Below are 20,817 nucleotides of genomic sequence, written 5' to 3'. Positions count from 1 at the left end.
TTGAGAGGTTCTCAGTATGAAAAAGTTGTTCAACCAAAAAGGGATAGCACTTTTAACTGTAATGATTGCCATTGTTATCATTTCAATGCTTGCAGCCATGATAATGTCTATGTTAGTTAATGAGTTAAAAGGAAATAACAAAATTGAAAAACTAGCAGTAGCGAGATATACGGTTGAAGGAATGATTGAGGTTGAAAGAGCAAGGATTTATGAAGACGTTTTATCAATTATAAAAGAAGAGCATGAACCTACAACAACATATTATGATGGAAGGCAGCTTCCCAATCCTATGGAAAGTTGTACATATGTAAATCAAAGTCATTATACACTCCATTACGACGGAGAAAGCGGTGATCTTAAAGACATCTTTTTTAGAGACCCTAGCCAGTACCAGTTAGAGGTTACCTGTCAAACACCCACTCCTGTTCCTTTCAAAATGAAAGCAACTCTCCAGCTAGTAGCTGGTGTCGAAAACGAAAATCCTTCATTAAATTATATAGAGATAAGTCGAGAATAAAATAACAGGCAAAGCTAGATATTGTAGTGTTCAAGCATTCTAGTTGACTTAGAAAGGTATGAGTATCATGAAACGTAAAGGTACATTCTTTCCTTATTTTAACTCGAAAGGGATAACCATCATAGAACTCCTTGCCGCTCTTACTATCATTGGTTTTGTTATTGCAGGAAGCTATGCTTTAATAGTTCAAAGTTTTACCTTTAATAACATCCTTTCTACAAATTCACAGGAACGATTAGATACAAGGATATTGAAAAATCAACTAGTAGATAACTTATTTTATAAAAGTAACAAGCTAATAGAAACAGAAAACATCAATGGGAATTGTGGTTTTGTTCTTTCTACAAACCAAGGAGAATATTATTTACCTGAAGCTGGAACTGATGGAATTTTAGTCAAAGAAATAGAACGAGAAGGTCAAGAGCAAATATTAAGCCCTTATGTTGTAGCAGAAGACATTAGAATTTTTTCTTGGAGTTCGCCTTCCCTTATCAACAATGAACAACTTTGTCATAGTGGAAATTTGTCAACATTTCATCAGGTTAGTCTTGAATTAACTTTCCAAAATAATATTAAAGAAATTATATCCTTTTCTTTACTTCAAAAAGAAGATGCTTTATTAGATCAGACTAAAACACCTACATTGGAACATGAACCTTCTATTGGTGATGCTACTCTTACCATTCATAATAATGATAGCCATGATGTGCAGTTTATAATTACTATAAATGGAATAAATGTTGATACCCAAGAAAATTATTATAGTAGTGGTAGCCACAATATTCCTGTACCTTTGTTAAAAGATAATGATGAAATCGTTATATGGGCTAAAGCTGATAATAAGCGACTAAGTATTCCAGTAACTTTTATTATTAGTAACTCCTGTGGTTCTATAACTGAAATTACAAAACCACCTGGGTTAAAAAATATTCCAAAGGCAGGAGACAATAGTGTAACCATTATCAATCATGATTCTGCTCCTGCAAAAATCACCATTGAGAGAGTGAACAATAACACATTTACAATTGAAACCAATTTTATTTCCCCTGGAGAGCATCAAATCCAGCTTACACATTCAATTGCTAGCGGGGACGAAATTTTAATTACGGCAAAAGTTGAGTGTAAAATAACTAGTAAACAAAGAAGATTTAATGTAACAGATGCAAACTCTAATTTTAAACCAGGCTATGTAATTGAAGAAGATTCTGAAGGAAATCAGACTATTGTACCTTTACAACCTAAAATTATATTAACTGCAGAAAATACTAATCAGAAGTTGATTATAACAAGTAGCGTTGGGACAGTTAAATTTGAAGAAAGTGTAATAGAATATTCAGCTCCCTTAGGTGTAGTCGTCGAAGAAGGAGTTCAAATCACTGGGACCGTCAATGGAAACCAATCAATTACACTTACATCCACTAATGGTGACATAATAATTAATGGAGCTGACTTTACTAGTGATGGTAATAGTCAACACAGTTATATATCTCTAAATGGCAATAATATAGAAATGGAAGGTTCCAAGTTAACGGCAGTAAAAAGAATTGATATATTCAGTAGAGGCTATATAAAAGCGAATAGAGCAGTATTAAATTCTACTGGGTCTGGAAATTCAGGAAACGCAGAAAGTGTTGACTTTAGAATGACTAGCTCCAACTCTTCAGATAAGTTATATGTCCAAGATATGGAGTTTTTAGGAGAAGGAGGTGTACTAACAAAAGACGGTTCATCCACTATTGAAAATAATGAAAATAACCAGAGAATTTGTGGTAACCTAAAACAAAATGACTTCGGGTTAAAAATTAATACTACTATTTATAAATCGTTTAACCAATGTCCTTAAAAGGAAATAGGTTCCATATCATTCAACAAACATACCAGTATAACTACAATGAAACGTAACTCTTTAACCAACCCCTTCCTTTGGATGGGGTTGGTTAAATTATACATATGGTCTACTCATTAAAATCACATAAAATAAATTACTCCTCAACAAACTACCAAACTGTTTAAATATTATTAAGGTCCCCCTAAATATACATTAAAAATCCCTTTGACTTTTCATATAAAACACATTAACATGGTGATTAATTTAACTAAAATACTATTCTTTCATAGTGATAGTCAAAGGGGATATCAACGTGTATTTGCGAAAGCTATTCACACAAAAAGGCTTCACATTACTTGAAGTTTTGGCATCTGTTGTCATTTTAACCATTGTTTTAACAACGTTTTTTAGTTTTTTTAGTCAGTCGTTAGTTTTCTCTAATAAAAATGGTGATAGAATTGTTGCATATAACCTAGCACAAAAAACACTTCGAATTGTCGAGATGGAATATAATAGAAATATAGTAAATGACCATGTTATTACCTGTTCGGACTACCCCACAGTATATCCCAATTTGTTAATAAATGAACTTGAGGGTCTATCTTGTTTTTATGAAGAAAACGATAAGTATTACTACCCGGAAGTTACCATAACCAAACAAACATCAATTGATTTTACTAAACCTGAGTTTCCAGTCATGTACCTCGTTCACATCAAAATTTTCGATTCAGATAGTACCTCTACCAACATTAAGCTCGCTGAAACATTTGGATATATTAGGGGGAAAGAGTGATGTTTAATAAAAGAGGTATTACGTTAATAGAATTATTGGCTACGCTCACTCTTACATTTATTGTGATGGGACTAGTATCAAGTGTTTTAATACAAAGTTATAACCAGAAATCGATAAGTGAAAAGCATAGTAATTTACGACAAGAAGCTAATTTAATTATTTCAACTATAAGAGAAGTTCATGTGAATTCGTATAGTGACTACAAAATTGAATATACAATTGTTGATGGTGTATGGAAAATTGTTTTGGATACACAGGTAATTACAAGTCAATACTATGATATTTTTTTAGAGTTTCAGCCTGAGAATGATGTATCTTCAACAATAGACACCAACAGTCTAGAAAATAACTCATATTCAATAAACCCTAGAACTGCCCTTCACATTAAACAACTTGTATTAACGGATAAATCAAATCCAAATAACACTTTTGAAATAAGTACAATTATTAGTAGAATGCGGTTGTAGGAGGCGTGTAACTAATGAAATCTATCATGAATGAACGTGGTTATACGTTACTCCTCGTTCTATTAACAATCGTCTTAATTATGATCTTTGCACCTCTTCTCTTTTCAAAAACGTTAAATACTGCTTTACAAATAGGAAAAACAGAATCCATGACTCAAGCAAAAGACATAGCAGAGATGGGAATTCAATATTCGGTTGCCTTAATAGAAAGCGAAATTGCAATGGCCATAAAAGAGGCAAAAGCAGACCCAAATATTAAGACCGTTAACAACGATCGGATCTTTTGTGAAAAAATTAGAAACAGGTTACAGTCAACTTCTTTACCTAAACAATTCTCATTTGAATCAAATTCAAGCTATACCTATGACATTGATTACAATGCACCTATTATCATCAATTCTAAAACTACAACTAATACTAATAATTGTACTGATTTTAAAAATATGTTGATTGAAATTAGAAGTACAGGAATTACTGAAAATATTTCAAAGTCTGTAAAAGATGTTGTGGTCACTTTTAACATTGAAAATAAAGGGTCCTACCAAACAGGTAATGAACCTGTAGAAAATGGCGGCATACCTGTCGATCCAAATGATTTACCTTTACAAAAATATACAACTAACGTGAGCTTATCCGGTAATAGTCGGTCACAGTTATTTTCTTCCGTTCATTTCACTAGACCTGTTGTTATTGGAGGTAATGGAGTACTCATGATTGGTGGTAATGCATTTTTTGAAAGTGACCTAACCTTTAATGGGAGTAATGGACTTCTTACCGTATCTGGTGATGCATACTTTAAATCACCAATTAACTTTAACGGTAGTGGGACAAATGTTTGTGTCAGAGGAACTCCTTATCTCAATGTAAACGGCTCCTGGAAACCATATTCCTATCTTATTGAAAACAACAACCTGCTTTGTCCTCCTGCACTTCAATATGAATACCACTACGATATAAATGAGTGGGGCATACTAGATGGATCGATTAACGTAATATATTAATAGAACACCCCGTCACTCACCGAGAGAGCGCTGAAAAAGTCCAAACTAGACGATTCGAGAAGCGGTAATGACTCCGCACGTTGCGCGCTTGATATGAGAAAACCACTCATAGTAAGCTTTTGAATGGAGCAACGGCTTCGCGCATTACTTCAAGGCCACAAAAAAAGTGAAAATTACACTTTTTTTCAGCAGCCTTACTCACCGACGGGGTGTATTTGATCATTAGTAATCACATACTCCCTCCACTCATAACCAACCTCATCCCCATCCAACACAAGCGTCAACAGTCCCGTCTCCGCTGTTGGTCCACTAACATAGTCAGGAAATAAAAAATTTCCTAATGAATATGCAATTGGCTTGCCTTTATACTCTTCAATTGGTTGTAGTACATGTGGGTGAGCTCCAATAATAGCATCAGCACCAGCGTCTATCATTGCTTTTCCTTTATTCACTTGGTATTGTTCAGGAGTTTGCTGTCGTTCAATTCCCCAGTGGATATAGACGAGTACGTAGTCTGCTTTTTTCTTTGTCTTCTTAATTATACGTTCCATTCTATCAAGCTGATAGCCACTTGCTATTCCTGGCTTATTCTCTTGCGCATACCATGTACCAGTAGGGAGTACTCGTGAAAATCCTAAGAACGCAACCTTTTTGCCTTTAATGTCAACAAAGTGAGCTTTATAAGCTTCCGTTTTATTTTCGCCTGCTCCAATGTAATCAATCTCGTATTCCTTCAAATAATTTATCGTATCTATAAGTCCCTCTTCTCGGTAATCCATTGTATGATTGTTAGCTAACGAAACCATATCAAAGCCAGCATTTTTTATTCCTTCTAGGTAATGTGGAGGCATTTTGAAGGTAAACTGTTTGTCATATGCAAATGACTCCCCTCTTGTCGTAACTGCTGTCTCAAGGTTAACGACTGCATAATCCGCCTCTTTAATCTCATCTCGTACATAGTGAAAAGGATAATCAACTCCATGTGTTTCAACGGTATGTACAATCGAGCCACTCATCATCAAATCACCAGCAAAAACAATACGAATTGGTTCCCGAATAATAGCAGCTCTCCTTTGTTCACCTACATCTTCCGTTTGAACATTATCCGCTATGTGCTTAAATGTGTGATTTGTAGATACACGTTGACCCTTTTCTTTAGAGAACATCGTTTGTTCCATTGAACCAAATACGAACACAATAAACAAAACAGAAAAAATAAAAGCGAATGTAATACTTTGATAGAATAAAAGTTTTTTCATGTCGACTGTCCTCTTATCGATGTAATCATACTATTAGATTATTAATTATAACCTTTATAAATGCTGACTTTTTTTAATATGACCTAGTTTACTTTTTTCCACTAGAAAGATATAAAATGAAAAAAGACTGACCAAAAGGTGAATTGTCAACCTTAAAGTCAGCCTTAACAAATTAGGTTATCTCTGCCCTAACTGGTGCATAAGCAGCCACCTTATTCCGTCCCTTCTGCTTCGCCCCTGTATACATCGCTCTATCAGCATTCCGCAATAGGGCCATTGGACTTGATTCATCTGCAATACTTGTCGCTACACCGATACTGGCAGTGATTTGAATCGTTACTGACTCCCCGTTTTCTAAGTCATTTTTCACTACAAAAGGATGTTCTTCTATTGTCTGTCTTATCGATTCAGCCTTTAGGTTTGCTTCAATTTCTGCTGTATTAGGAAGAAGTACTACAAATTCTTCCCCACCGTACCTAGCTACAATACCCTTGTCATCTGTGGCTTGAATTAAGATGTTTGCTAGATTACATAGAACATCGTTTCCTGCTTGATGGCCATATGTGTCATTTACTTTTTTAAAATGGTCGAGGTCTAGTAAAATGACAGACGATTTCTCGTTCTTGCTAATACTAGCCACAACTTCCTTCTCAAGTGCTCTTTCGAAATAACGAATGTTGTACAGTCCTGTTAAATGACAGCGCTCACTCTCATCTTTTTTCTTTTCATAATAAGTAGCGTTATCCATTGCAACAGCTAAATAGTTTGTCATTATTTCTAAGATCATCTGATGCCATTTTTGAAAAGCTCGTTCTTCATTTAACGCGATTGTAACAATCGCTGTAAAATCATTTTTCTGATACACCGGTACTGAAAGAATTGATTTTTTATTCTTTCGAATTTGCGCTTTTTTCTCTTCAAAAGTAGCAAGACTAACTTGCTTAATAAGTTCTTCATTTAGAGTTGTTCCTTCTTGGTTATATACTTCAACTAGCTTCATTTCTCCGTTAGTAATACGATATATATGGATTGCGTCAAGAGTAAATATTTGTTTTAGTTTTTGTAGAAAAAGTCCCACTAGTTCTTTTCGATTTAAGCAAGCCCCTAACTCATAACCGAATAAACTAACTTCTTTTAATTTTTTGTTTAAGCGTCGGCTCTCATGATATAACTTAAAGATTAACGACATACCGATAAAAGAAAACCCCATGTAGACAGCAGCTATCCTTCCAATTTCACTATATAGCATCACGACTATTACCCCAATCGGCAACACTAGCGATCCGAGAGTAAGCTCTGTATTAAACCCTTTCGTAAAGAACTTTGAAGGAATTTTTCTAAGTACGTTCCTTATAAAGAAAATCCCAAGATGATTTACGATAATAAATGTAATACCGTATGCAAAAGCCCCAATTATCGTCAACATCGTTTCAGGTAACACTGAGAAAAGAGTAAGGATGCTATAATAGACCGCTGCTGATGCAATAGAAGATAAGAGAAACATAATAGAATTCATTGGTATCCGATATAAGCTATGGCGATTAATCCCTGTAATGATAACTGTTGTTAATACAGCAATTTGGGTAATAATAATCTCTACGAATATACCAAATAGCAAAAAGCTTGCTAATGATACCCATTGAAATATGACAATAGAATACTCCCGGTAAAAAATAGGAAAAAAGGAAACTAATATTGCTAATAATCCAAATATTATATAGTCAAAAAGGCCGTAAGGGTCGGCGTGTGAGAACGGAAAAGAGACGAATAAGTACACATACGCTGCTAATGCAGCTGTCCACATAATCCACATGACAGCTTGAATTGAACCCTTCATCTCTCTCACCATCCTCTTTCCAATAATAGTTAATAGCTTGTTATACTATTTTACTATAAAGAGGATTTTATTTACACTATTTTTATAGTGCTAATTTACAATTTTTTCACTAAAGAATCTTCTTACTTCTGATATAAAGTATAGTGACCCTGTAATGACAAGCATTTCACTATCTTGCATTGTCGCTAATTTCCATTTCACCGCCGCTTTCCAGTTATCTTCATCTATTTTATTTTCGAAGCTAGACTGATTAAACATTTCACTTGATTTAGCTGCTCGTGGAAACTGAAACGAGGTAAAACAAACTTGCTCTACAAGTGGGTAAATCGGCTTAAGGAGACTCTCAACATCTTTTTCCTTTGTCGCTGCAAAAATAACATGAATTTTTTTATCGGGGTAATGCTTTTCTAATGCTTGTGCAAGTGCATGAGTCCCGCCCTCATTATGTGCACCATCTAGAATTACGAGTGGCTCAGTATTAACCGTTTCCATTCTACCTCGCCATTGTGCTTTCTTTAGACCTTCTTTTAATTTAGCTTCATCAACATTGATTAGTTGTTTTTCTTTTAGATAGGAAACCGCCATAATCGCAAGGGACGCATTCTTTATTTGATGTACACCTTTCATCGTTAGCTCAATTTCCTTCGTCTCAAAATATGGACCGAGAAAAGAAAACGTTTGGACATCATTTGCTACTAGCACATTTTTAATTTGAAAATTTTCTCCTAGTGAATAAAATCCGCTACCTTTTTCATTTGCTTCATTTTCAAAAATAGCTAAGGCTTCCTTTGTTTCTTCCGTTGTGATAATAGGAATTCCTTGTTTAATAATCCCCGCTTTAGCAATAGCAATCTCTTCAATCGTCCTACCAAGTATTTGCATGTGGTCGAAAGAAACATTTGTAATCAAGGAAAGAATTGGTGTACAAAGATTAGTTGCATCCTCCCTTCCTCCAAGTCCTGTTTCTAATAGAAGAAAGTCAACAGGGTTAACCTCAGCAAAATAATAAAAAGCAAAGGCAGTCATAAATTCAAACTCCGTAACGAGCTCATTTCCTTTTTCCTCAAACTCTTCTACCTTAGGTGCGAACTGATTCATTGCTTCAACAAATCCATCATCACTAATTGCCTCATCATTAACCCATATTTGGTCAGTTATCCCTAGAATCGGTGGTGATGTGAAAGCTCCGACAGATACATCACATTTCAATAATATTTCTCTAAGAAAATTTATTGTTGAGCCTTTTCCATTCGTACCTGCTAGGTGAATAGCCCTTACTTCTTTTTGCGGATGGCCAAGAAACTCAAGTAAATTCTTCATTCTATCTAACCCTAACTGAATCCCAGCCTCCTTTCTTTTTTCAATATATGAATGTACTTCGTTTATATCCTGAAACATCTGTTTCCTCCTCATTGTCTTGGTGACAAACTAATTATTTACATATTGCTTGAAATGACTAGCTCTTGATAAGATATAGTTAGTTTATCCTATAGATTATAAGGCTTCAATAAAGTTCTAAAATATTCCATTAAATAATCAATTAGATAGTTAAAGGGTGTCTATTATGATAGAAAAAAAGAATGTTCATATTGATAATCAAACATTACAATCAGCAGTTAATTTCCACCAGGTAAAACCTCCAGTACTTCAGCTATCTCCTTTTAAAACAATAAAAGGTACAAGCTCTGTTCTTATCGCTTTTCCCTATGCAAATACAATCGATTACTTTTTGGCCACAACACTCAACCGCATCACTTCCTGTCATGCCGTTTATCATTGTAAACATAGTGAAGGTCTCTTTTCAGACAAGGCTCATAAAAAGTTAGTAAATTTGATAAAAAAGGAGAAAATAGAAACAGTTATTTTAGTAGATCTGGTGAAAAATTTAAATAATACAGTTACTATTGAAAGTAACCAAAATTCCCCACTTACACAAGGGCTAAGCTTGATTATGAGAGACCATGGATTGTCTACAGACGTTGTTGAGAATAACTCCTTAACTAACTTTGACAAAACAAATACAATTCAAGTAAAAATCCCTGAAAAATTTATTACTGAAGAGACTGAGCACAAGGTACACGCTCTACTACCATGTCTATCAGCCATCGCCATCTTTCTTGAGAATATAGATACGAAAAATAATAATCAAATTCACCCCTTTTTACTATCAACAAAAAGAGGATCTATCTTCCCACACCACCGTGTAGACCTATCACAAGAAATGCTAGAAGCATTAGACTTACTAGAAAATGATTATGTAACAGTGATAAATCCAGTAAATGGTCTATCAAGAAGATGCTTAGTTCAGCTCAATAATACATTATCTGAGGAAGAAATTCGACTGACACTGTCAACAAAGAAAAAGCTTTTACTACAAGATACTCACCCCTCTTTCCTTCTTATACAGAAGTATCAAAAGTATTCTTTTTTAGAAGTAAAGGCTATGAATGTAACATCTATTAAAGATGGGAAAGTAATGGTCTCAAAATCAATCTATGATTCTCTTGACCAAGAACAAGGTTGTGAGTTTTTTGAGGTAATGAATGGTAGTACAGGTGCTTCATTCGATATTCATAAGTCGAAAATAGATTGGGACTCTACATTAAAAGATAATGAAATTAAGCTTAGCTTCATACAACGACAATTTCTAGACTATGAATTACCTCCAGATACACTTAGTTCTTTTTATTTTCAACGATTTTGTTCAAATGCAAAAGATGATGCAAAAATTATTGAAGGTTACTATGCAAATGAAAAAGCATTACCTAAAATAGATTATTTAGAACGAGAGAAGATAAAGAAGATTTTGAAAAAAACAGGCTATATAAATGCCCATTTAATTCCCTTACGTGAATACAAAGTGTCAAAGCGTGAGCCTTTAAAAAAATTTGTGACAAGAAAAATTAGTGAATTTATCATTAGACAGGAACGGATACAGCTAAAAGTCATACGTCCATATTCTACAGATGAGCCAAGTAATATTGTTCGTGTTTCCGAAAACTCTCTAAAATTACTTGGGCTAGAAGAAACGGACAATATTACAATTAGTAACCGTTCAAACAAAGTTACTGCTAGAGTATTAGTAATGAACTCATTAGATTTAGCTCGAGAAACCAATATTGTTCCTTCAGAAAGTAATTTGAACGTTTCAATAGGGATTCCAGCACATATCAGATCCGATCTTGGATTAAAACATATAGGAAAAGTAATAGAAATTGAAAGGGATCTTGGGTATCTGTTCAGAAAAAACTTAAATATGCAATTTTTTTCAATGATGGCAGCCATCCTTACTACTTTTACAATTCCCATTCCATTTTCATATAAGATTATGCTAATATGTGTCCTACTCCCTTTGTCAATTTATATCTCGTTTTCAAAGCTTAGAGAAAGCATATCAAATGATTAAAGGACGAAAGGAAAAGATATGAAAAAGGTATTACAAAGAGAACAAATTGAATTAATGATTGAAAGCTTTATTCAAGAGAACTTGACTGAAACTACTGACTTTCTATTTCATCCAGGTACAATTCCTGTTCTAGTTTCCGCTCCTCATAGCGTACCTCAACTACGTCAAGGAAAAGTCAAACAAGGGGAATATACAACAGGAGTATTGGCTCAATTGCTTCATGAAGAAACTAACTGCTTTAGTTTATATAAAACAAAAATGAACAATGATGATCCGAACTTTGATGAGAAAAACGCCTATAAAGACATGCTCATCACGATTGTAAAAGAAAGCAATATCGAGTTCCTATTAGATCTTCATATCATGTCCAGTAAACGAGACTACAATATTGACATAGGAACCGCTCGTGGAAAAAATATATTTGGAAATTTTTCTTTAATTGATGATATCATTGAGGTTTTCACAACATTTTCTATTTCAAACGTAGAAGTGGATAAAATATTTACTGCAGGAAATCCAAATACTGTTTCATCAACAATTGCTCGGGAATGCGGAATTACTACAATACAACTTGAAATAAATTGGCGTCTACTGACTATTGAAAATGGACTAGCACAATTTACAAACATCTATAACTGCTTACTAGAAATCATTTTGATGTTACACAAGAAAGGACTAACAAATGACTAAATTAAAAGGTTGGATTGTCTATAATGGCAACCTGAGAGAAGGAAAGTTTTTGGACTTTGCCAATTGGGTTAAAGAGGCAGCTAGTAGGAAAGGAATAGAAGCTATTATCATCAAAAATAATGAGCTCCTTGTTACAGTGGAAAATGGTAAATCAACAATAAAAGGCCCATTTGAACATAAAAAACCAGACTTTGTTATTTTTGGTGACAAAGATATCCTCCTTGCTAGGCAGTTAGAAGCCCTAGGAGTACCCGTGTTCAATTCAGCTGATTCAATTGAAAAATGTGACCATAAAGGAAGAATGTATCAAGTATTGGCTGACCACCAATTACCTGTCCCGAAAACTATTATTGCGCCGATGATATTCTCAGGTATGGATGTGATTGATGACACCCCTTATAGACAAATAGGAGAAGAACTAGGTTATCCGCTTGTTATCAAAGAGGCATATGGGTCATTCGGGCAACAAGTCTATCTTATTGAGGATGCAGAAGCGCTACTTGTAAAGATCAAACAACTCGGTGGAACTCCCTATGTATTGCAAGAATATATTCAAACGAGTCACGGGAAGGATATTCGTCTAAACGTAGTTGGTGAGAAAATAGTCGCTTCAATGATACGTAAATCTTCTAGTGATTTTCGAGCAAATGTTAGTGCTGGTGGAAAAATGGAGACTTATTTTCCTTCTGAAGAAGAAAAAGAGTTAGCCATTGCTTGTTCTCGTACATTAGGAACTAATTTTGCCGGTGTAGATTTATTGTTTGGGGAAAATGACAAGCGTTACATTTGTGAAGTTAATTCCAATGCTCATATTCGAAGCATTTTTGACTGTACAGGGATTAACGTGGCTGATACAATGATTGATTTTATTATTGAGAAGTTAAAGGAGTCAAAATGAACGGTTGGTTAATTTACGCTAAGGAAGATGCTATCCGAAACAAACACTATATTGATTGGGTAATAGCGGAAGGGAAAAAGCTAAATCTCACTATTCACCTCCGATATAGAGAACAATTTTTGTTAAAGATAGAAACTCATCGTCTATCAGTTTCTTATGAAGGACAAACTGTTTCTTTACCGGATTTTGCAATCGTACGTACACTCGACCCTTTCTTCAGTAAACAGCTCGAGTTTCTTGGGATTCCTATTTTTAATTCTTCTTTTGTTTCAGAAATTTGTAATGACAAAGGAAGAACACATCAATATTTGGCACAAGCGAACATCCCAATGGTTGATACACTTTTCTTCCCTTTAGAAATTCCAGAACCACACTCCATCACCTTTGATTATCCGTTTATCGTTAAAGGAGCAAAAGGAAGAGGTGGGAAGGAAGTATATCTCGTTACCTCAGAACATGAATTTGAAAACTGTGTGCAGAAGCTTGAAAATCAAGAGGTCATTGTTCAAAAACTCGCAGGAACTATTGGGAAAGATATCAGAGTATTTGTTATCGGAAAAGAAATCATTGCTGCTGTATTACGAAGTTCTAATTCTGATTTTAAAGCAAATTTCACTCTTGGAGGAGAGGCAACTTTATATGAACTTTCGGATAAAGAAAAATCGCTAATTGATAGGATTATCAATATGTTTGATTTTGGACTAGTAGGAATTGATTTTTTACTAGATGAACATGGGGATTTATTATTTAATGAAATTGAAGATGTAGTAGGAAGTAGAACACTTAGTGCGACTTCTTCGATTAATATTGTTGAGCTATATTTGAAATTTATTATGAGAAGATTGAATGAGATCGGGTAAAATTATTTTTCCAAGGTCACTGAAGTGTTCAGTGGCCTTGTTCCCCTTTTTGTTTAACTAAACAGCTTTTCTATATCCACCGCAAACCCTTCTAAAACTGCCGACTGTATCGTTCCTTTATCTTTTGCTATGTCCATTTGTCGATATTGCTTATTTTCTTCTAGTACATATACGTAATGGATTAACTATCCAGTATTCTTTTACTCCGTACTCCATATAAAGGTTTAGCTTGAAAACAAGGTCATGCGATTGATTTGAAGGGCTAATAATTTCAAAAATGACAGTTGGGACTCCAACATATCTATTTTCATTTAAACCACTTTTATCGCAAATACCGGATAGATCAGGAATGACAATCTTTGTTCCATCCATACCTTTATTATTTAATTCTATATCGAAAGGGGCATGAAAAACTCACAATTCTTCCCGTCTAGTAAAGTAAATAATTGTGCATGCAATCTACCAGAAACTCGTTGATGCATTGTTGAAGGTGAAGGAGTCATATAAACGACACCATCCACGAATTCTAACCTACTTTCTGAACCTTCTCTTAGTTTGTAGAATTCTTTAAGAGTAATGTGATTTTTTATAGGTAAGTTCATTACTATATAACCCTCCTTCATTTTAAATCAACTATATCCCCCTTTATTATATACCAATATATCTCAGCAAAAAAAGAGGTGCCCATAATAATGAGCCACCCCTTCCTACTTAGTTTTTCAATTCTTCAATACGCGCTTGTACTGCAGCACGTTTTTCTACGTAGTCTTTCTCTTTTGCTTTTTCTTCTGCAATAACATTCTCAGGTGCTTTTGCAATAAAGCCTTGATTGCTTAGTTTCTTTTGAACTCGTTCTACTTCTTTGTCTAGCTTGTCTACTTCCTTTTGAAGTCGAGCAATTTCTGCGTCTAAATCTAGTAGACCAGCTAGTGGTAGGAATAGTTCAATTCCTGTTAATACTTGTGACATTGATTTTTCTGGAGTTGGTATATCTACTCCTAGCTTTAATTGTTCTGGATTACAGAACTTCTCAATGTACCCTTTTCCTTTTTCAAGCTGAGCTAACACTTGTTTATCCTTCGCTTTTACATGTAGCTCGATTTTTTTACTCATTGGAACATTTAATTCAGCACGTGTGTTACGAACAGAGCGAATAATTTCTTTTAACAACGCCATATCCTTTACTGTTTCTTCGTCCACAAGACTTTCAGTGTACTGCGGCCAAGCAGCAACTGTAATTGATTCGCCATCGTGCGGCAAATGCTGCCATATTTCCTCGGTAATAAACGGCATAATTGGATGTAATAAGCGCATTGTTTGATCAAGCACGTAAGCAAGAATTGAGCGAGTAGTTTTCTTCGCTTGCTCATCCTCTCCGTTTAACGGAAGCTTCGCCATCTCAATGTACCAGTCACAGAAATCATCCCAAATGAAGTTGTAAAGAATACGTCCTACCTCACCGAACTCATAGGCATCAGTCAAGCGAGTAACATCTTTAATCGTTTCTTGTAAACGAGTTAAAATCCATTTGTCAGCAATAGATTTTTCGCCACTGAAGTCGATTTCCTCATATTTTAATCCGTCCATATTCATTAGTGCAAACCGTGACGCGTTCCAAATTTTATTGGCAAAATTCCAAGTAGATTCGACCTTTTCCCAATAGAATCGTAAGTCATTTCCTGGGGAACTTCCTGTTGCTAGGAAGAAACGAAGGGCATCAGCACCGTACTTGTCGATAACATCCATCGGATCGACACCGTTTCCTAATGATTTACTCATTTTTCTACCTTCTGAGTCACGTACAAGTCCATGAATTAATACGTCTTTAAACGGACGCTCTTCTGTAAACTCTAACCCTTGGAAAATCATACGAGCTACCCAGAAATAGATAATATCGTAGCCTGTTACAAGAACATCTGTTGAATAATGACGTTTGAAATCTACAGCTTCTTTATCAGGCCAGCCCATTGTAGAGAACGGCCATAACGCAGAACTGAACCACGTATCTAGTACATCCGTATCTTGTTCCCAGTTTTCAATATCAGCTGGTTCTTCATGTCCAACAAAAATTTCACCTGTTTGCTTATGATACCAAGCTGGAATTCTATGTCCCCACCATAATTGACGAGAGATACACCAGTCACGAATATTTTCAATCCAGTGTAAATATGTTTTCTCAAAACGATCTGGGACAAAGTTTACCTTATTCTCTGACTTTTGAAGCTCAATGGCTTGCTTAGCTAGTGGCTCCATTTTTACAAACCACTGTGTTGATAAGTAAGGCTCAACAACTGCACCGCTACGTTCAGAATGTCCTACTGAATGCATATGCTCTTCAATTTTGAAAAGTACCCCGTCTTCTTGTAAATCTTTTACGATTTGTTTACGACATTCAAAACGATCCATACCTTGATACTTTGCAGCATTTTCATTCATTTTTCCTTCTTCTGTCATAACAAGAATACGCTCAAGGTTGTGACGGTTTCCGATTTCAAAGTCATTCGGGTCATGTGCAGGTGTAATTTTTACAGCCCCTGAACCAAATTCCATATCTACATAGTCGTCACCAACAATTTCGATTTCACGACCAACGATTGGTAGAGTTACTTTTTTACCGATTAAATGCTTGTAACGCTCATCCTCAGGGTGAACAGCAACTGCCGTATCTCCAAGCATTGTCTCTGGACGTGTTGTAGCTACTTCAATATAACCAGAACCATCAGTTAGAGGATATTTCATATGATAGAATGCACCTTGTACATCTTTGTAGATTACTTCGATATCAGATAATGCTGTTTTCGTTTGCGGGTCCCAGTTAATAATATACTCCCCACGGTAGATAAGGCCTTTTTCATAAAGGCGTACAAATACCTCACGAACTGCCTTTGAAAGTCCTTCATCTAATGTAAAGCGTTCACGAGAGTAATCTAAAGAAAGACCTAGCTTTGACCATTGCTGACGAATAAAATCAGCATACTCTTCTTTCCATTCCCAAGATTTTTCTAAGAATTTCTCTCTACCTAAATCATAGCGACTAATACCTTGCTCACGAAGTTTTCCTTCTACTTTCGCTTGCGTCGCAATCCCTGCATGGTCCATACCTGGTAACCAAAGAGTGTCATACCCTTGCATACGTTTCACACGAGATAAAATATCTTGTAATGTCGTATCCCAAGCATGTCCTAAATGTAATTTACCTGTTACGTTTGGTGGCGGAATGACGATTGTATACGGTTCCTTTGATTCATCACCTGTTGCTTCAAAAAACTTTCCATTCACCCAATACGGGTACCATTTTGCCTCTGTGTCCTGTGGACTATATTTTGTCGGCATTGAAATATCTTGATTAGCCATCTTTATAAAGACCTCCTTTTTTAACTACCTTAAAAACATAAAAAAACCCCCTCCATCTCAAAGGACGAAGAGAGTAACTCGCGGTACCACCTTTGTTTGCAACACAAAATAACGTGTTACACACTTAATTCTGATAACGGACATGGCCGTCTTTGCCTAATAAACCACAAAGTGATTGTTCAACAAAGATGCTCAAGGGCTACCTTCAATCCATACTTCCTAGAAAACCTCTCAGCAACTGATTTTCCTCTCTTAAGGGGGTTGGACCTACTCTTCCCTATCAAAGCATTTAATTATGTAATACTAACAAAACCCCTGAACATCTAGTCAGGATAAGTTGATTTTACTTTTTTTTATTTCAAACGTCAATAAAAGTTTCGACAGATTCTGGAGGAATTATACAAGATGTACAAACAAAAGGGTGCTCTTCCCTTTTGTTTGTACATCTAAGCAATGTGTGGAGTCACTGCATCTTTTAAGCTTTTTATGAGCGGGTTTCTCATAAAATCGCGCAGTGTACGGAACCATTGCCCTTCTTCGTATATGCTACCTGGTGTTTTCCCCTTTTGTTTGTACCTCTAAGCAATGAGCGAAACTGCTGCCATCTTTTAAGCCTTTTATGAGCGGGTTTCTCATAAAAGGCGCGCAGCATGTGTAGCCATTGCTCTTCCTTGATTTTGCTGCAAAGATTTTTTTCTGTTTTCCTAGTTGCTCTAAGCAATGTGTGAAGTCACTGCATCTTTTAAGATTTTATGAGTGGGTTTCTCATAAAATCGTGCAGTGTACGGAACCATTGCTCTTCTTCGTACATGCTACCAGGTGAACTTCCCTTTTTGTATACCTCTACAATACTCAAAAGGTTATAACCACCCCCACCAAACACACACAATCCTCCCTTCCTGCATATCATAACCGTAGCAAGTATGCGGAAAGGAGTAAGGTACGATGCCACGGCGATTTCGACAACCACTTTGGATACGACGTATACGTGACATCATGTTTCAGTTTATTTTCCCACTGATCTGCTTTCAATTTATACGTACTTTATTATTTCCTACCACTCTTGATGTCATATTACTAGCAGTCTTTATTATTCTATACATTTGTTTCATTTTTGGTATTCTCTAAAAACGAAACACTACAAAAAATTCAACAAAAACATCCGCTACTACTTATAGCGGATGTTTATTGCCCATCATTTTTCGCAACAATTGCATTCGTCATACGGTGAATTCGTCTTTGCATTAGTAGTCTCTTTTCTAAACGTTGGACATGAGCTAGCTCAGTCATATTTAGAGGTTGTTGTCGATAGCTATCAATTGCATAGAGAATAGGCTCTGGAAAGCTTAAATAACTAGCTAGTAAGTGTCTTTCTTCTTCAAGCAATGGTAATTGCTGATTATATATTCCGTACCAGTTCAATATCTCTTCCTCATCCCATTTCGCATAAGGTAGTGAATACCGATAAAATAATGCTAAATCTCGTGCAGGAGTGTCTAAAGTTGCTCGTTCAAAGTTAAAAAGTAAAGGCTGATTATTTTGATAGAGTAACAGATGCTGTCTAGATAATTTTCCATGACACAAAACACTTCGGTACTTTTCTTTTTCAATACATTGGTCATACCATGTTTTTAAATGAGTTTTGGCAGTCTCTATCATTGCATTTAAAAAATGATGGTGTGTCAGCAACGTAAGTTCAAAGGGAGAAATATAAACTTTTCCTTCTGCTTGTTCAGCAAATTGTTCTAAATCTCTTTTCCTTCTTTCCCATCTAGTTAATAAGGATTGATAAGACTGATCAATATCTTCTCTCTCATATGCTTGAGACTTCACTGTTAAACGATGGATTTCTCCCATCTGTTCAACTATTACTCGCTCCATTGGCATATCGCCTCTATTTTCATCTTGATGAATCCAAGGCATTAAATAATAAGTGTGTGTATCAGTAGATAAAGTGTACTCACCATACTTTGTAGGAATGATTGGTACCAAATTACGATAACCTAAACGGTTTAATCTTCTCACGACATGAATAAGCCAATCGGCTTCCTCTTGTTGTAAGCTAGACTCTTTTAAAGCAAACTCACCTTGTCTCGTATAAATTCGTTTTACATTGCCATACTCTTTTATTTTCTCTGGGTAAAGCTCATAGTGGTAGAATATCGAACCATCTCCAGAATCATTTGCTGTCATTTCCATTTATGTATCACCTTCTTTTCCTTGAAGTTATTACAATACTTTGTCCACTTTAATAGATTACTGATTTTATAAAAGGACGTAGGGTGGTCACTTCTTATTGAAATGTATACCACCCTTCCTTCTATTCTCCTATAAACTATTCAGTTGTTTTATACTTTATGGGTTACAGGAATATATAAGATTTGTCCTTCAGCAACTTTTTCATCATCTAATCGATTCACACGTACTAATTGGCTTGTTGAAACCTCATAACGCTCAGCGATCATATCTAACGATTCATTCTCTTGGATGATACACATCTTTAGCTTAGAAAACTGTTCTTCACCATTAGTCAACATCTTTGTAAGATACAGTGCATTGCCTTCTTTTTGTCCTTTAGATTGTGGTTGTGCATCATCCTCAGGATCTCTTCCTGGCTCTGTATCTTCGCTCACATCTTTTGGTTCTTCAGTGGTCTTTAACGGTGCTATATTAATCTTTGTTTCTTCTGGTCGATTAACCGTTTCAGGCTCAGCCTGAGCTGCTACTGGTTCAAGAACCTCTTCCTCTTCACGAGGTGGCTCTTCTGCTACTGGTTCTTCAACTTCTACTTCCTCTTTTGATTCGCTTCTATTCATCTCAGCTTCTTGTTTTTCTTCCCCATTCCAAGGTGTAAAATCTGCAAACACTGGTGCTGGTTCTTCTGCTCTTGGTGGCTCTGCTTCCTGTACAGGTTCTTCATATGCAGGGGTTTCTTCCACTTCTTCTGCAACAGGTGTAGGCTCTGGTCGATCTAATGCAGGCTCAACTTCTTCTTTTGGTTCTTCTACTATTTCTTCCTTACTAGAGTCTGGAATCATAGAAGACCATGATGCTCCATTAGACGGTCCTTCCTTTTTATCTGGACGAGAATTAATTGCGACCTTTGTTACTAATTCTTCCTCTTTTACTGGCTCTACTTCCTTCTGTTCTGCTGCTTCTTGTCTCTCAGTAATTGGAGGTGCAGATTCTTCCATTTCGTTTTGAGGAGATGGTTCTTCTACCTCCATTTTAGGTGGTTCAGGTGGTGCAGCAATGTCTAGTTCTGGCTCTCTTCTTGCTTCAAATTGGAATTTTTGCGAGATATCCGCGTCTTCTCCACCAATAATTTCTGGTACCTCCACTGGTTCAAAGGCTTCACTCTGTTCTATCGGCTGTAGCTCAGGAACTTCTTGTGGTTGAGGCTCCTCCACTGGTGTCGTTCTTTCCTGTGTTGTACTCATCCCGCTGATCGATACATCGGCAGTTAATTGAATGCAACTTCTTTCAGGAAGATCATAATCAAACGTTTCTACTTGAACATAAATATCTTCTAAGTTTTTAATACGGTTAATTGGTATTGTTACATCGATTGGGAAATAATGCTTTATCTCACCAATGCCATCCTCTGATACCGAAACCTCTTCTATCGAACGGAATGCCCGTTGGTCTCTTACTGAATCTTCCTCAACGTTATATCCCTCTTCTGATTGAGATGGGCGATATTCCCCTATTAATTGTAGTCCTCCACGAATGTATACATGCTCATCCTTTTCTTCAATACTAATATTCGGGTCAAGAGACATTGACATAATTTCTTGGATTTCCTGTCCTTTATTCAACCAAACAGATTCCTCAATGGAAAATGATAATTTTGATGGGTGATCTTGCGTCACAGTGCATTCCTCCTTCAACTAGTTATCTCATCTTG

Annotated in this window: 18 protein-coding genes and 1 other annotated feature; of the genes, 9 read left to right on the top strand and 9 right to left on the bottom strand. The window is 35.8% G+C overall.

Annotated features, from left to right (window positions below):
* Positions 1 to 16: 16 nt before the first annotated feature.
* The 5 genes from CD003_RS18970 to CD003_RS18950 all read left to right on the top strand — a co-directional run bounded on the left by CD003_RS18970 (position 17) and on the right by CD003_RS18950 (position 4,606).
* Positions 17 to 517: a type IV pilus modification PilV family protein gene (locus tag CD003_RS18970; protein WP_096202808.1), complete on the top strand. Its 501-nt coding sequence runs from the start codon at positions 17 to 19 to the stop codon at positions 515 to 517.
* Positions 518 to 584: 67 nt separating this feature from the next.
* Positions 585 to 2,360 carry a type IV pilus modification PilV family protein gene (locus CD003_RS18965; protein WP_096202807.1) on the top strand — a complete coding sequence of 592 codons (1,776 nt, stop codon included), beginning with the start codon at positions 585 to 587 and terminating at the stop codon, positions 2,358 to 2,360.
* Between the two features lie 298 nt (positions 2,361 to 2,658).
* Entirely contained in the window at positions 2,659 to 3,138 is a 480-nt protein-coding gene (locus tag CD003_RS18960; RefSeq protein ID WP_179295622.1) for a type IV pilus modification PilV family protein, read from the top strand.
* Positions 3,138 to 3,605: a PilW family protein gene (locus CD003_RS18955; protein ID WP_096202805.1), complete on the top strand. Its 468-nt coding sequence runs from the start codon at positions 3,138 to 3,140 to the stop codon at positions 3,603 to 3,605. Before CD003_RS18960 ends, CD003_RS18955 begins: the two co-directional genes overlap by 1 nt.
* A 14-nt stretch (positions 3,606 to 3,619) precedes the next feature.
* Positions 3,620 to 4,606, top strand: coding sequence for a hypothetical protein (locus tag CD003_RS18950; RefSeq protein ID WP_096202804.1), 987 nt, complete (start codon positions 3,620 to 3,622; stop codon positions 4,604 to 4,606).
* A 194-nt stretch (positions 4,607 to 4,800) separates the two neighbouring features.
* On the opposite strand, the gene CD003_RS18945 is transcribed toward CD003_RS18950, so the two are convergent.
* The 3 genes from CD003_RS18945 to CD003_RS18935 form a co-directional block, all read right to left on the bottom strand.
* On the bottom strand, positions 4,801 to 5,865 hold the full coding sequence (locus CD003_RS18945; RefSeq protein ID WP_096202803.1) for a CapA family protein: 1,065 nt from the start codon (positions 5,863 to 5,865) through the stop codon (positions 4,801 to 4,803).
* Positions 5,866 to 6,037: 172 nt separating this feature from the next.
* Positions 6,038 to 7,702, bottom strand: a complete 1,665-nt coding sequence (locus tag CD003_RS18940; protein ID WP_179295621.1) for a GGDEF domain-containing protein — start codon at positions 7,700 to 7,702, stop codon at positions 6,038 to 6,040.
* Between the two features lie 90 nt (positions 7,703 to 7,792).
* On the bottom strand, positions 7,793 to 9,100 hold the full coding sequence (locus CD003_RS18935; RefSeq protein WP_179295620.1) for a bifunctional folylpolyglutamate synthase/dihydrofolate synthase: 1,308 nt from the start codon (positions 9,098 to 9,100) through the stop codon (positions 7,793 to 7,795).
* A gap of 166 nt (positions 9,101 to 9,266) precedes the next feature.
* On the opposite strand from CD003_RS18935, the gene CD003_RS18930 reads away from it, so the two are divergent.
* Genes CD003_RS18930 through CD003_RS18915 form a run of 4 tightly spaced genes read left to right on the top strand, consistent with a single transcriptional unit; the run spans position 9,267 to position 13,556 of the window.
* Entirely contained in the window at positions 9,267 to 11,108 is a 1,842-nt protein-coding gene (locus tag CD003_RS18930) for a hypothetical protein (RefSeq protein ID WP_096202800.1), read from the top strand.
* An 18-nt stretch (positions 11,109 to 11,126) separates the two neighbouring features.
* Positions 11,127 to 11,798: a hypothetical protein gene (locus CD003_RS18925; protein WP_096202799.1), complete on the top strand. Its 672-nt coding sequence runs from the start codon at positions 11,127 to 11,129 to the stop codon at positions 11,796 to 11,798.
* On the top strand, positions 11,791 to 12,696 hold the full coding sequence (locus CD003_RS18920; RefSeq protein WP_096202798.1) for an ATP-grasp domain-containing protein: 906 nt from the start codon (positions 11,791 to 11,793) through the stop codon (positions 12,694 to 12,696). The genes CD003_RS18925 and CD003_RS18920 overlap by 8 nt, the downstream gene beginning before the upstream one ends.
* Positions 12,693 to 13,556 carry an ATP-grasp domain-containing protein gene (locus CD003_RS18915; protein WP_096202797.1) on the top strand — a complete coding sequence of 288 codons (864 nt, stop codon included), beginning with the start codon at positions 12,693 to 12,695 and terminating at the stop codon, positions 13,554 to 13,556. Before CD003_RS18920 ends, CD003_RS18915 begins: the two co-directional genes overlap by 4 nt.
* 150 nt (positions 13,557 to 13,706) lie before the next feature.
* On the opposite strand, the gene CD003_RS22760 is transcribed toward CD003_RS18915, so the two are convergent.
* From CD003_RS22760 to spoVID, 6 genes are all read right to left on the bottom strand, one after another.
* A complete protein-coding gene (locus CD003_RS22760) occupies positions 13,707 to 13,928 on the bottom strand; it encodes a Uma2 family endonuclease (protein WP_373558584.1) in 222 nt (73 codons plus the stop codon).
* 17 nt (positions 13,929 to 13,945) lie between these two features.
* Complete coding sequence (locus CD003_RS22755; protein WP_373558583.1) at positions 13,946 to 14,158, bottom strand: Uma2 family endonuclease; 213 nt, start codon at positions 14,156 to 14,158, stop codon at positions 13,946 to 13,948.
* 109 nt (positions 14,159 to 14,267) lie between these two features.
* Entirely contained in the window at positions 14,268 to 16,910 is a 2,643-nt protein-coding gene (locus CD003_RS18905) for a valine--tRNA ligase (protein ID WP_096202796.1), read from the bottom strand.
* Between the two features lie 57 nt (positions 16,911 to 16,967).
* Positions 16,968 to 17,203: a binding site (T-box leader), on the bottom strand.
* Positions 17,204 to 17,652: 449 nt separating this feature from the next.
* Positions 17,653 to 17,793 carry a hypothetical protein gene (locus CD003_RS22025; protein ID WP_179295619.1) on the bottom strand — a complete coding sequence of 47 codons (141 nt, stop codon included), beginning with the start codon at positions 17,791 to 17,793 and terminating at the stop codon, positions 17,653 to 17,655.
* Positions 17,794 to 18,095: 302 nt separating this feature from the next.
* Complete coding sequence (gene ysxE / locus CD003_RS18895) at positions 18,096 to 19,109, bottom strand: spore coat protein YsxE (protein WP_257008388.1); 1,014 nt, start codon at positions 19,107 to 19,109, stop codon at positions 18,096 to 18,098.
* Between the two features lie 149 nt (positions 19,110 to 19,258).
* On the bottom strand, positions 19,259 to 20,782 hold the full coding sequence (gene spoVID, locus CD003_RS18890) for a stage VI sporulation protein D (RefSeq protein ID WP_179295618.1): 1,524 nt from the start codon (positions 20,780 to 20,782) through the stop codon (positions 19,259 to 19,261).
* Between the last annotated feature and the right edge of the window lie 35 nt (positions 20,783 to 20,817).

It is taken from the genome of Bacillus sp. FJAT-45350 (assembly GCF_002335805.1).
Taxonomy (GTDB): Bacteria; Bacillota; Bacilli; order Bacillales; family NISU01; genus FJAT-45350.
The sequence above is the reverse complement of the archived record's forward strand: the minus strand, read 5'-3'. Positions and strand labels throughout refer to the sequence as shown.